This window comes from Galenea microaerophila (assembly GCF_054657255.1).
Genome location: NZ_BAAHWZ010000001.1, coordinates 1,003,115 through 1,015,496, shown reverse-complemented (window position 1 = coordinate 1,015,496; position 12,382 = coordinate 1,003,115). Strand labels below are relative to the sequence as shown.

The following is a 12,382-nucleotide window of genomic DNA, read 5'->3' as shown; positions in this document are numbered from 1 at the left end:
ATTAGGAGGGAAATTGACTGAAATGTGTTGATTTCCGTAGAAGAATGAGTGGGTTAGGATTTCCTGCCTTCGCCGATCAGACAATAGGAGAATACAATGGTCGTAATTCGTTTAGCCCGTGGTGGCGCCAAAAAGAACCCTTTTTACAAAATCGTCGTTTCAGACAGCCGTCGTGCTGCAACCAGTAAATTTATTGAGCAGTTAGGGTTCTTCAACCCAACTGCACGTGGTAATGAAGAGCGCCTGCGTCTGGATACGGCGAAGGTTGATGAGTGGGTCGCTAAAGGGGCGCAAGTCAGCCCACGCGTTAAAGCTTTAGTTAAAGAAGCGCAAAAAGCGCAAGCTTAATTTTTAAGTTGTGTTGTAAAGTGGATACCAGCGATAAAATTCTGCTTGGCACAATTAATGGTATGTATGGGGTACAGGGTTGGGTGAAAGTGTTTTCCCATACCGACCCCCGAGAGAATATTTTAAGTTACGCCCCCTGGTGGCTGCACTGTAAAGGACAATGGCGCCAAGTTCAGGTTGAGGATGGCAAATTACTGCAAGGTAAAAGCGTCATTGCCAAGCTGCAAGGGGTGGATGATCGCGATGTGGCACGCCAATTAATGGGGTGTGAAATTTGGATCGAAAAGGCACAGATGCCACCGGTGAAAGATACCTATTACTGGGTGGATTTAATGGGTTGTCAGGTGCAAAATTTGCAACAGCAGCCTTTAGGTGTGGTTAAAAACCTACTGGAAACGGGCGCGCATGATGTGCTGCGGGTGGAAAATGCAGCAGGTGAGCAAACTTTGATCCCTTTTGTCGAGGGGCACTATATCCAATCTGTGGATATTGAAAATAAACAGATTGTGGTGGACTGGACATTAGAAGAGGCATCGGATTAAGTGAATTCAGCGCAAACACAACCATTGCGGTTTGATGTGGTCACGCTGTTTCCTGAAATGTTTGCGGCAATTACCGATTCTGGGGTGACGAGTCGCGCCTTTAATAAAGGCTTGGTGGCTTTTCATCCATGCAATCCGCGACAATTTGCGACAGATCGTCATCAATCGGTGGATGATCGCCCTTATGGTGGCGGGCCAGGCATGCTGATGATGTACCCGCCGATGAAAGCGAGTGTGGAGCAGATTCAGCAGCAGGTTAAGCAACAAGGGATTGAAAAATCACATGTGATTTATCTCTCTCCGCAAGGGCAGCCCTTGACGCAAAAGCGGGTTGAGCAACTGGCTCAAATGCCAGCGATTACATTGGTATGTGGCCGTTATGAAGGCATCGATGAGCGCTTTATCCAAAAGTATGTGGATGAAGAGATTGCCATCGGCGACTTTGTGGTCAGTGGCGGGGAGCTGCCAGCCATGATGTTGATGGATGCGGTGATTCGCATGCTGCCCGGTGCTTTAGGGCATCAGCAGTCAGCGGTGGAAGACTCGTTTACGGATGGCTTACTAGATTGTCCGCACTATACGCGTCCTGAAGAGGTCGATGGGATGTCCGTCCCCCAGGTATTGCTCGAAGGGCATCATGCCAAAATTGAGCAGTGGCGTAAAGAACAGAAGATTTTACGGACGCAGCAACGGCGTCCAGAGCTCTATCAGCGTTGGCTGATGGGTTCACAACAAACAGAGTCATCTGACTCTGATTGACAACTTGGGTCTAACCTCTGGCGCAGACGAGCGTGGATGTTGGATAATGATAGCGGTCCAAAAAGGACCAAAAAAATGGAGTGCTTAAAGATGAGCGATATCATCAAGCAAATTGAAGCTGAACAGATGAATAAAGAGTTACCAGAATTTAACCCTGGTGATACCGTCGTTGTTCAAGTTAAAGTAAAAGAAGGTAAAAACGAGCGTCTACAGGCCTTTGAAGGGGTTGTGATCGCGAAGAAAAACCGTGGTTTAAACTCTAACTTCGTGGTAAGAAAGATCTCTCACGGTGTAGGCGTTGAGCGGACTTTCCAAACTTACAGTCCTTTAGTGGATAGCATTGAAGTTAAGCGTCGCGGGGATGTGCGTCGTGCTAAGCTTTACTATCTTCGTGGTCTATCTGGTCGCGCTGCGCGTATTAAAGAAAAAATTAAATGACAGAGACCTTTGCACGAGATGGCTCTACGGCTAAAAATGGCTAAAATTTCCCCTATCGTTGTTGGAAAACTTGGCAATAGCTTACTATTACCTGCGTTTCCCGCCTAGATATGGAAAATTTTTTCTCATTTTTAGATCGCATCCCACTCATGCAAAGGTCTCTAGTGACAATACCTTAATCATTGATCAAACCCCGTCCATTGTGATGGGGTTTTTTATATCTATCTTTTTAATTGGATGTTCATGAGTGGCTAGGATGACAAAATCTGAGATTCCGCATAGCCTTGAAGCCTTGCTCAAACTATCTGCAAGGCAGTTTCCGCTGCCGAATGAGGTGCAGCAGTTTTTACAAAGCCTTCAGTTTCAAGAGGGGTTGAGTGAGAATACCTGTTTAGCCTACCGACAGGATCTGGTGCTGTTTTGGAAACAGTTACAGCGGACGCAGCAGACGGCAAAAGTGCTATCTCCTAAGCAGATAACAGAGTCGCTATTAAATGAGGGGTTATTGGCGATTGCAACCTCTTTAAAAGCGCGCAGTCAGGCGCGTTTGCTGTCCACACTTAAACGCCTGTTTCAGTGGCTTTATCAACAAGAGCTGATAGAGGTTAATCCAGCTTTGCAATTGAAAGCGGTGAAATTGGGCAGCGCTTTGCCAAAAACGCTCTCTGAAGCACAAGTAGAAGCCCTATTGGCGGCTCCAGATGTGACTACGCCACTGGGGATACGGGATAGAACCATTTTAGAGGTGATGTATGCGACAGGGTTGCGGGTTTCCGAATTGGTGAACCTGACCTTTGAACAGTTAAATCTTTCGGCCGGTATGGTACAGGTGATGGGGAAAGGCAGTAAAGAGCGCATTGTGCCCTTAGGTGAATTTGCTGTGGAATGGGTTGAGCGCTATTTAACAGAATCTCGTCCAGCTCTGGTCAAACAAAAACGCGTGCCCACGCTCTTTGTGTCGCGCATCGGTCGCCCCATGACGCGTCAAACTCTATGGCACCGCATTCGCGTTTTAGCTGAACAAGCGGGGTTGCCGGCCAATCTTTCTCCTCATATTTTACGCCATGCCTTTGCCACACATCTATTAAATCATGGTGCGGATTTACGCACCGTTCAACTCTTACTGGGGCACAGTGACCTTTCAACCACTCAAATTTATACACATGTTGCGAATGAGCGATTACAGAAAGTGCACCAACAACATCATCCGAGAGGTTAGCACAGCACAGAAAAGTGTTGCTATAATGACAACTCATCATTATTGAGGCACTTCAAATATGTTTTTTTCTTTTTATCCTGCGCTTCGGCTCAAATCCCTTCTCATTTCCGTGATGCTTTTGGCCGTGAGCCTGGCCTCTTTTCAAGCTCATGCGGCCAACAGTCCCGAGGCAAAGGTTCCCACACAAGTCCGTCAAGCCATTCAGGCGCAATTAAGCAAAATCATGGCGGATACGGACCAACCGGAGGTGCAGATAGAACCTACGCCGATACAAAATCTCTACCAAGTGACGCTGGGGCCGATGGTGGTGTATATGAGTGGTAATGGTCAGTATCTGTTTACCGGAAAAATCCTTGATCTAGAACATCGAGTCAATTTGACGGATCTTGCCCGGCAGAAGGCGGTCAAAGCGACGCTCGCCAAGGTACCTGAAAGCAGTATGATTATTTATCCAGCTAAAGGGCAGCAAAAGCATGTGATCACGGTGTTTACCGATATAGATTGCCCTTATTGTCATAAGTTGCATCAAGCGATTCCAAAGCTGAATGCGGCGGGCATTACCGTGCGCTACCTCGCCTATCCTCGTGCGGGTTTAAGATCAAAAGCTTACCAAAAAGCGGTATCGGTCTGGTGTGCTTCAGACCGCAACCAGGCGATGAATGAAGCAATGCAAGGAAAAATTACGCCTAAAAACTGTCAGAATACCGTGGCCGATCAGTATCAGTTGGCTCAAGTGTTTGACGTCTCTGGCACGCCGACAATTATTTTGGAGGATGGTCGTGTGATCCCCGGTTTTGTGCCACCAGAAGAGTTAATCAAGCTCTTGGCGCAAGATGAAGTTGCGACTCAAAATGACTAATTATTGAACTGATTATCGGAAATTAAAATGGTGCAAACGAAATTGCGTAATGCAATGAAAATTATACAAGGCACGCCGCTTCCAGAGCTGCCAGAAGAGGTCTTGCTACTGGAAAAAGAGTTAAAAAGCCGCTTTGCAAATCTAGAAAAGATCTCGTCTATTATTGAGAAAAATACGGTCATGGCGGGAGATGTCTTAGAAGCGGTGAATTCACCTGTTATGAATATGAAGCAGGAAGAGCCTGTAAAATCGATTTTTCAAGCGGTGAATTTATTAGGCTTAGAAAATATCTATAATCTGTTGGTGGCTTCTGCACTGAAAAGGTTATTCAGTGGTAATGCGTTCTATAAGGATATGATGGATTTTAGTGTGGATGTCGCTTTTTGCATGGCGGATATTTCGGAGTGGGTAAATGATGTCACTCGAGATGAAGCTTATATGTTAGGGCTGTTTCATAATGTTGGTGCACTGGTTTTAGTGGATAAAGACGCAGAAGGGTATGGCAAAATTTATTCAAATTCACTTTCTCAGCCAGTATCGGTGATTGAGGTTGAACAAGCACATTATGGTACAGATCATCAACTCATTGGTGTTTTGGTGGCAAAGAAATGGAACCTTTCGATTGATTTTCTAAATGCAATTATGTTACATCATACCTATCCGTGTACGCAAATCAAAGAGGACCGTGTGCGAGCTTTGGTGGCGATGATTCAATTAGCCAATGCCATAGTGGCGGAAATTTCACTGGGGGCCTATGTTTCTCAAGAGATGCAAGACTTTGAAGCGCATGCGATACAAGAGTTAATGATTCCACCTGATGTGGTAAGCGAAATTCGTTCAGCTTTAATGTCTTATTCATTTAAGGAGTGAGACACTTTTCTGAACGGATGTGAGTGAAGAAAAAGAGGCCTGACAATGGAAACAAAAAAAATTCAGCGTGCAAAACAGCTGATTGACGGTTTTCAACTGCCTGAGCTCCCTATGGAGGTGGTTCAGCTTCAGCAAGCATTAAAAGATGATTTTGTCAATATTCATTCAGTTTTGGAGATTATTGAAAAAAATACGGTGATGGCCGGGAAGCTTTTAGGCGCAGTGAATAGACTGGTGAGAAAAAGAGGCGGCGCTCCAGTCACCTCTGTGTCTAAAGCCGTTAAGATACTGGGATTAAAAAACCTTTATAACCTCTTGGTCGCTTCGGCATTAAAAAATCTTTATGATGGCGATATTCTTTATCAAGATATTATGAATTTTAGTGCCGATGTGGCTTTTTGCATGTCAGATCTTGCTGAGCATGTGGAGGATGTTTCTCCTGATGAGGCCTACTTATTGGGGCTTTTTCACCATGTGGGCATAATGGTGTTATTCAATCATGATCCCGAAGGGTATGCCAAGATTTATAAGGATTCACTTTCCAATCCAAATGCAGTGATTGAACTTGAAATGGCGCGATATGGGACCACGCATCCTATTATTGGTGCACTGATCGGTAAACGATGGTCTCTACCTAAAGATTTATTAAATGCGATTTTATTGCACCACACGCAAGATTATTCACAGATTCAAGATAATCATGTTCGTGCTTTGGTGGCCTTGAATCAATTGGCCAGCGTTTTAATTGTGGAAATCACTTTGGGCACAGAGAGTACGCAGGCATTAACTGAGATAAGGCAAATGGCGACCCATGAGTTGATGATCAAAGAGGAGGAGATTGAAGAAATTCAACAAACGCTCATTCCTTATGCGTATAAAGTTTCCTAAAATGGGTTGCAAGGCACATTTGCAGGCACCCTAAAAGGTATTGTGCCTAAAGAAGGGTTGCCTGCTATTCACCCATAGCAGGCAGTTTGGATTAAACTTCTTTCTCTAACAGGGTTTTTTCTTTAAGTTCCGCCTCATAGCGTTTCAGGGCTGGGGATTTTGAGCGAATCGAGAAGGTTAGCCTGGCCACTTCATCAAAGTGCTTGGCAAAATGAACCGTCAGTCCCTCTTTGAGATAATCTGGCAATTCATTAAAGTCTTTTTGATTGTCATCCGGCAGAATGAGCTCTTTAATCCCAATGCGCTTGGCGGCAATTACTTTTTCGCGAATACCACCGACCGGTAACACTTGCCCAGTTAAGCTCAGCTCCCCCGTCATCGCCAATGGGCTTTTAATGGCTTCATCACGCGCGAGTGAGAGCAGAGCAGTCGCCATGGTGATCCCCGCACTGGGTCCATCTTTGGGGGTGGCGCCATCTGGGACATGTAGATGCACAAACGCCTTATCAAAAAACTCCGGATCGGCTTTGTATTTCATCAGGTTAGAGGTGATATAGCTGTAAGCAATCCCCGCAGACTCTTGCATCACATCGCCGAGCTGGCCAGAGAGTTTAAAGCCGCGATTGAGCGTGTGAATGCGGCTCGCCTCTATGGTCAAAGTGGCGCCACCCATGGCGGTCCAGGCGAGTCCGGTGACGGTGCCGACCTGTAGGTGCATTTTTTCCGGTATAAAACGCGGTTGTCCGAGCATCTCTTCTAAGTCGCTCACATGAATCACGATTGGGAGTTCTGGATCATCCGTGACCAGTTTCATCGCTACTTTACGAATCACTTGCGCCAATTTTTTCTTCAGATTACGTACCCCTGCTTCCCGCGCATAGCCTTCAATAATATGACGGATCGCAGGCAGGGTAATTTGCACTTGAGAACGATCCAAGCCCATCTCTTTCAGTAAAGAAGGCCAGAGATGATGTTTGGCAATTTTGACCTTCTCTTCCGTAATATAGCCAGAGAGGCGAATGACTTCCATACGATCCAATAAGGGGCCAGGAATGGTATCTAAGGTATTGGCCGTGCAGATAAAGAGGGTTTTGGACAGATCGTAGCGCACATCTAGATAATGATCCATAAACTCACTGTTCTGCTCAGGGTCCAGCACCTCAAGGAGCGCAGAAGCAGGATCGCCTTGAAAACTGCTGCCAATCTTATCCACTTCATCCAGCATAATCACGGGGTTACTGGTGCCGCAATCTTTTAAGGCTTGAATAAACTTGCCGGGGAGGGCGCCAATATAGGTGCGTCGATGCCCCTTAATCTCCGCTTCATCGCGCATGCCACCGACGGAAAAACGGTAGAATTTACGATTGAGCGTTTCTGCAATCGATTTCCCAATAGAGGTTTTCCCCACCCCAGGAGGCCCAACTAAACAGATAATGGAGCCGGAGACTTCGCCTTTAAGCTTGCCAACCGCCAAAAACTCTAGAATGCGATCTTTAACATCCTCCAAGCCATCATGACCTTGATCTAAAATTTTGCGTGCGCGCTTCAGATCCAAGCTGTCCTTGCTGTAGATGCCCCAAGGCAGTTGGGTGAGCCAATCCAACCAGTTGCGAGAAACGGCGTATTCGGATGAGTGCGGGTCAAGAATGCTAAGTTTTTGCAGCTCTTCTTCCGCTTTTTTCGCTGCCTCTTCCGTCAGTTTGAGTTTGGAGAGGCGCTCTTCAAAGAGATCGATGTCTGCCGTGCGATCATCTTTGGTCATGCCCAATTCACGTTGAATCTCTTTGAGCTGCTGACGCAAAAAGAATTCCCGTTGCTGATCCGAGATATTCTCTTCAACCCGCTCGCGAATATTGGATTGAATTTTGGTCAGATCGATCTCATCTTTTAGCAGAGTAAGCACCTTCTCCATCCGCTCGTCTAGATCGAGCGTATCTAAGATCTCTTGCAATTTATCATTGTCAGCCGTGGTTAGAGCGGCTGCAAAATCGGCCAATTGCGCCGGATCACTGAGGTTGAAACGGGTGAGGAAATATTTAAGCTCCTCGCTATAGAGTGGATTGAGTGGTAAAAGTTCCTTAAAGGCATTCATAATGGCAATGCCATAAGCTTTTAAGGTCTGCTCAGACACATGCTTAATGTCTTGAGGATAGTTGACATGGGCTTTAAAAGGGGGTTGGGTGCTGATCCATTCGCTGATCTGAAAGCGTCGAATCCCTTCGCCCACAAACTGAATATAATCAGATTTGATTTTCAGGTCCTGCACGCGTACCAAAGTCCCGGTGCGAGCAAAATCTTCTGGCGTAAGGTCCTCTTGTTTCACCTCTTCTTCGTCATGCTGTTTGCTGACATAGAGAATGCCAATATATTTGGTTTGACCGTCTGCAATGTCTCTAAAAGTTTCTTCCCACAGTGATTTGCTGACAATCACAGGCAAAATTTGACCTGGGAAAAAGGGGCGTTCACGAACAGGCAGAATGTTTAAGGTTAAGGGAAGCATCATGCCATCTGCTTTAACCAGCGCCGTGCTCTCATCGTTAGCGTCACCGCTAGGCAGATGTTCACCATCTAAAGGTTCAGAGGTCGATTCAGAGGTTGCCTCAGAGCTAGATTCTGCTTTCTCATCTAAATCAATTTGCGTATCTGTTTGTTCTAAAAACTCTTCTAAAGTGGTTCTTTTAATATCACTCATATGCTAAGCTCCTTTAACCCTAAATTGAATGATCACTATTTGGGTTAATTTTAAGTTTTGAGTTATTATATGAGGTTCTAATTCAGGATTTTCAAGGATTCTCTATGACAGGCGAAAATAGCGAAATTAAAATAGGGTTTGTCACCATCTCAGATAGAGCCAGCCGCGGTGAGTATGAAGATTTAGGCGGCCCGGCCATGCAAGCGTGGATTCAAAAAGCTTTAGTGACGCCTTACACGCCTGTGGCCAAAGTGATTGAAGATGACCAAGCGTTGATTGAAGAGACTTTGCGTCATTTGGCGGATGAAGCCGGGTGCTGTTTGATTTTGACCACAGGCGGCACCGGACCTGCCAAGCGGGATGTGACACCAGAAGCGACCGAAGTGGTGTGCGATAAAATTTTAGATGGCTTTGCCGAACAGATGCGAGCGGTTTCTTTGCAATATGTGCCGACAGCGATCCTTTCTCGGCAGATTGCGGGCATTCGTGGGGAGAGCCTGATTATCAATTTACCTGGTAAGCCTTCAGCCATCAGTGAATGTTTGGAAGCGGTTTTTCCGGCCGTCCCCTATTGTATTGACTTGATTGATGGCCCCTATTTAGAAACCGATGAATCCTTTGTGAAGGCTTTTCGTCCCAAACATGCGAAAAAACCTGAAAAATGACGAACCTGAACTATCAAAATGATGGGCTAGAAACTATTTTGGATTATATTCGTTGGGGAGCGACGCTCTTTCAACAAAATGAGCTGTATTTTGGTCATGGTACCGATAATGCCTTTGATGAAGCACGCTTTTTGGTATTTCACACGCTGCATCTGCCTTGGGAGGTGCCAGACAGTTATTTGCAGGCACGCCTATCTCATCAAGAAAGACACAAAGTGACAGAACTCTTTCGTCAACGCATTGAAACCCGCAAGCCTGCCGCCTATTTAACAGGAGAAGCTTGGTTTGCCGGGCTCAAGTTTTATGTCAATGAACAGACGCTTGTCCCACGTTCACCCATTGCAGAACTGATCGATAAAGCATTTTTGGATTGGGTTGACACCGAAGCGGTGACCCATGTGCTGGATATGTGCACCGGCAGCGGATGCATTGGGATTGCCTCGCTCAAAGTCCTCCCCAATGCCAAAGTGGATTTGGTGGATATTTCGGCAGAAGCCTTAGAAGTGGCACGTAAAAATGTGGCACTCTACCACTTGGAAGATCGTGCAGAAGTCATTCAGTCAGATTTATTTAGCGCCTTAGCAGGGCGAAAATATGATCTGATTGTCTCCAATCCGCCTTATGTTGACAAAATCGAGATGGAGGCCCTGCCCCTCGAATTTCAGCATGAGCCGCGCTTAGGTTTGGCCGCTGGAGAAGATGGATTGGATTTGGTGCGTCGCATCCTTGCAGAAGCCAAAGATTATTTAACGGAAGAGGGCGTTTTAATCGTAGAAGTGGGCGTTTCTCAATTCTATTTACAGCAGCTCTACCCAGAGTTGCCCTTTTATTGGTTTGAGTTTGAGTCTGGTGGTGAAGGAGTCTTTGCAATCCAACGATCAGAATTGGTTTTATTTCAAGAAATATTAGAGGAAAGGATAAATGTTCGGTATGCAGAACAATAGTCATAAAAGAATCCATCAAGGGTTGCTCATGATCGCATTAGGGCTTAGCAGTCACTGGGCAGCGGCCGCAGAGCATTCAGCTGAAGCGCCTCCTTTAATCGATTTAGAGAAAGAGGCCGCACAGAATGCACACGCCAGCTCTGAGCATAAGGCGCCACAAGCGCCTAAAGAGGCTAAAGCGCACAAAAGTACTCAAGCAGCTGCTCACTCAACCGAGCCAGCACACCCCGCTGAAAACCCAAAAACGGCTCACAAATCTACGCATAAAGCGCATTGGAGCTATGAAGGCGCAGAAGGGCCGGAACATTGGGGAGACCTAGATCCAAAATTTATCTCTTGCAAAATTGGCCGCAATCAATCCCCCATTAATATCAAAGATAAAACCGCCGTTAATACCGTTGGCTTGCCTGGAATGGATGTCTATTATCAACCTGCCTTAATGCATATTATCAATAATGGTCATACCGTTCAGGTGAATTACCCCTTGGGGAGTTACATCGTGATCAATGGTAACCGTTATGAACTACTGCAATTCCACTTCCATACCCCCAGTGAACATCAAAAAAATGGATTTAATTATCCAATGGAGATGCATATTGTGCATAAAGATGGAGAGGGTAATATAGCCGTAATTGGTATTTTATTTAAAGAGGGCAAAGAGAATGATGCTTTAGCGGATATTATTCGTTATCTGCCCAAAGATATTGGTAAAGAACATCTCCACAAATATGTCAAAGTTAATCCTGTCGATTTTTTCCCCAAACGCAAATTATTCTACAAATACAGCGGCTCCTTAACCACACCACCCTGTTCAGAAGGCGTGTATTGGATCGTGTTTAAAGATCCCATCGAAGCCTCAGCAGAACAGATAGCAGCCATGCATGCCATCTTAGGAAACAACAACCGTCCAGTACAACCCCATTATGCCCGACATGTATTAAAATCATGGAATGCCACACGGGCCAATACGATGGATATGGTGCCGTATTAAAGGTGTTTTGAATAAACAAGAGAATTGAGAGGTTTCACAATATTGAAACTTAAGTTTGTTAATATGGCTCGTTAAGTTGTGAATAGATAAGGGTAAGATGGGTGAAAATTTTAGTAACAGGAACAGCTGGCTTTATAGGGTTCCACTTGGCAAAAAAACTACTTGAACGTGGTGATGAAGTAGTAGGAATTGATAATATAAATGATTATTACGATGTAAATCTAAAATATGGAAGGTTAAAAGAGCTAGGAATAAATAGAGACGAAGTCGAATCAAACAATGCTCCATTAGATATTCATCACTCAAAATTATACGAGAATCATAGCTTTTATAAGATGGATTTAGCTGATAATGAGTCAATGCAACAACTCTTTAAAACCGAAAAGTTCGATGCTGTCTGTAACCTCGCAGCTCAAGCAGGAGTACGCTACTCATTAGAAAATCCTCATGCTTATATACAAAGTAATGTAGTGGGTTTTTTAAACATACTAGAAGGGTGTAGAAACACAAATGTGAAAAACCTATGTTATGCAAGTAGTTCTTCAGTCTATGGGCTTAATGAATCTCAACCTTTTAAAACAACGGATAAAACAGAACATCAAGTCAGCCTCTATGCAGCCACTAAAAAATCAAATGAGATGATGGCGCATACTTATGCACATCTTTATGGTATTCAAACAACGGGATTACGGTTTTTTACTGTTTATGGACCATGGGGTAGGCCAGATATGGCTGCTATGCTTTTTACGGATGCTATTTTAAATAATAGACCCATAAAAGTATTCAACAATGGTCAAATGAGTAGAGACTTCACTTATATAGACGATATAGTTGATGGGGTTATAAAAGTCATAGATAAACCAGCTCAGCCAAACAAAAAGTGGAATGCAGAGGATCCTGATATAAGCAGCTCATCAGCACCTTATAAGATATATAACATAGGAAACAATGCTCCGCTTCCTCTCATGACCTTCATAGAAACTTTAGAAGAAGCACTAGATAAAAAAGCAGAGAAAAACTTTATGCCAATGCAAGATGGAGATGTAGTTTCTACTTATGCGGATGTAGACGAACTGATTACCGATACCGGCTTTAAACCCAGTACCAGCATTGAGGAGGGTATTGCCAAATTTGTGGAATGGTATAAAAAGTATTACAAGTAAAAAC

Annotated in this window: 13 protein-coding genes; 12 read left to right on the top strand and 1 reads right to left on the bottom strand. The window is 44.8% G+C overall.

Annotated elements, in window-relative coordinates; translation table 11 throughout:
- Window positions 1-96 precede the first annotated feature (96 nt).
- From rpsP to ACYQ05_RS04955, 8 genes are all read left to right on the top strand, one after another.
- A complete protein-coding gene (gene rpsP, locus ACYQ05_RS04990) occupies window positions 97-348 on the top strand; it encodes a 30S ribosomal protein S16 (protein WP_459818906.1) in 252 nt (83 codons plus the stop codon).
- A gap of 20 nt (window positions 349-368) precedes the next feature.
- Window positions 369-890, top strand: a complete 522-nt coding sequence (rimM, locus tag ACYQ05_RS04985; protein ID WP_459818905.1) for a ribosome maturation factor RimM — start codon at window positions 369-371, stop codon at window positions 888-890.
- Window positions 891-1,649, top strand: coding sequence for a tRNA (guanosine(37)-N1)-methyltransferase TrmD (trmD, locus tag ACYQ05_RS04980; protein WP_459818904.1), 759 nt, complete (start codon window positions 891-893; stop codon window positions 1,647-1,649). It abuts the gene before it with no gap.
- A 90-nt stretch (window positions 1,650-1,739) separates the two neighbouring features.
- Window positions 1,740-2,087, top strand: a complete 348-nt coding sequence (gene rplS, locus ACYQ05_RS04975) for a 50S ribosomal protein L19 (protein ID WP_459818902.1) — start codon at window positions 1,740-1,742, stop codon at window positions 2,085-2,087.
- 256 nt (window positions 2,088-2,343) lie between these two features.
- Window positions 2,344-3,306: a site-specific tyrosine recombinase XerD gene (xerD, locus tag ACYQ05_RS04970; RefSeq protein ID WP_459818900.1), complete on the top strand. Its 963-nt coding sequence runs from the start codon at window positions 2,344-2,346 to the stop codon at window positions 3,304-3,306.
- Window positions 3,307-3,364: 58 nt separating this feature from the next.
- A complete protein-coding gene (locus ACYQ05_RS04965; RefSeq protein ID WP_459818899.1) occupies window positions 3,365-4,165 on the top strand; it encodes a DsbC family protein in 801 nt (266 codons plus the stop codon).
- 27 nt (window positions 4,166-4,192) lie between these two features.
- Window positions 4,193-5,035 carry an HDOD domain-containing protein gene (locus ACYQ05_RS04960; protein ID WP_459818896.1) on the top strand — a complete coding sequence of 281 codons (843 nt, stop codon included), beginning with the start codon at window positions 4,193-4,195 and terminating at the stop codon, window positions 5,033-5,035.
- A 45-nt stretch (window positions 5,036-5,080) separates the two neighbouring features.
- Complete coding sequence (locus ACYQ05_RS04955) at window positions 5,081-5,923, top strand: HDOD domain-containing protein (RefSeq protein ID WP_459818894.1); 843 nt, start codon at window positions 5,081-5,083, stop codon at window positions 5,921-5,923.
- A gap of 91 nt (window positions 5,924-6,014) precedes the next feature.
- Here ACYQ05_RS04955 and lon read toward each other — a convergent pair whose 3' ends face one another.
- Window positions 6,015-8,615 (bottom strand): endopeptidase La, encoded by a 2,601-nt coding sequence (lon, locus tag ACYQ05_RS04950; protein WP_459818892.1) that lies wholly within the window; start codon window positions 8,613-8,615, stop codon window positions 6,015-6,017.
- 104 nt (window positions 8,616-8,719) lie between these two features.
- Here lon and mog point away from each other — a divergent pair, with 104 nt between their 5' ends.
- The 4 genes from mog (at window position 8,720) to ACYQ05_RS04930 (ending at window position 12,378) form a co-directional block, all read left to right on the top strand.
- Entirely contained in the window at window positions 8,720-9,280 is a 561-nt protein-coding gene (gene mog, locus ACYQ05_RS04945) for a molybdopterin adenylyltransferase (RefSeq protein WP_459818890.1), read from the top strand.
- On the top strand, window positions 9,277-10,224 hold the full coding sequence (gene prmB, locus ACYQ05_RS04940; RefSeq protein ID WP_459818888.1) for a 50S ribosomal protein L3 N(5)-glutamine methyltransferase: 948 nt from the start codon (window positions 9,277-9,279) through the stop codon (window positions 10,222-10,224). The genes mog and prmB overlap by 4 nt, the downstream gene beginning before the upstream one ends.
- Window positions 10,202-11,215 carry a carbonic anhydrase gene (locus ACYQ05_RS04935; RefSeq protein WP_459818886.1) on the top strand — a complete coding sequence of 338 codons (1,014 nt, stop codon included), beginning with the start codon at window positions 10,202-10,204 and terminating at the stop codon, window positions 11,213-11,215. Before prmB ends, ACYQ05_RS04935 begins: the two co-directional genes overlap by 23 nt.
- 101 nt (window positions 11,216-11,316) lie before the next feature.
- On the top strand, window positions 11,317-12,378 hold the full coding sequence (locus ACYQ05_RS04930) for an NAD-dependent epimerase (protein WP_459818884.1): 1,062 nt from the start codon (window positions 11,317-11,319) through the stop codon (window positions 12,376-12,378).
- Window positions 12,379-12,382: the final 4 nt, after the last annotated feature.

What these genes read in the sequence shown, in the direction of transcription:
- rpsP (WP_459818906.1), top strand. Translation starts at nt 97, where the DNA reads ATGGTCGTAATTCGTTTAGCCCGTGGTGGCGCCAAAAAGAACCCTTTT.
- rplS (WP_459818902.1), top strand. Translation starts at nt 1,740, where the DNA reads ATGAGCGATATCATCAAGCAAATTGAAGCTGAACAGATGAATAAAGAG.
- xerD (WP_459818900.1), top strand. Translation starts at nt 2,344, where the DNA reads ATGACAAAATCTGAGATTCCGCATAGCCTTGAAGCCTTGCTCAAACTA.
- ACYQ05_RS04965 (WP_459818899.1), top strand. Translation starts at nt 3,365, where the DNA reads ATGTTTTTTTCTTTTTATCCTGCGCTTCGGCTCAAATCCCTTCTCATT.
- ACYQ05_RS04960 (WP_459818896.1), top strand. Translation starts at nt 4,193, where the DNA reads ATGGTGCAAACGAAATTGCGTAATGCAATGAAAATTATACAAGGCACG.
- ACYQ05_RS04955 (WP_459818894.1), top strand. Translation starts at nt 5,081, where the DNA reads ATGGAAACAAAAAAAATTCAGCGTGCAAAACAGCTGATTGACGGTTTT.
- lon (WP_459818892.1), bottom strand. Translation starts at nt 8,615, where the DNA reads ATGAGTGATATTAAAAGAACCACTTTAGAAGAGTTTTTAGAACAAACA.
- mog (WP_459818890.1), top strand. Translation starts at nt 8,720, where the DNA reads ATGACAGGCGAAAATAGCGAAATTAAAATAGGGTTTGTCACCATCTCA.
- prmB (WP_459818888.1), top strand. Translation starts at nt 9,277, where the DNA reads ATGACGAACCTGAACTATCAAAATGATGGGCTAGAAACTATTTTGGAT.
- ACYQ05_RS04935 (WP_459818886.1), top strand. Translation starts at nt 10,202, where the DNA reads ATGTTCGGTATGCAGAACAATAGTCATAAAAGAATCCATCAAGGGTTG.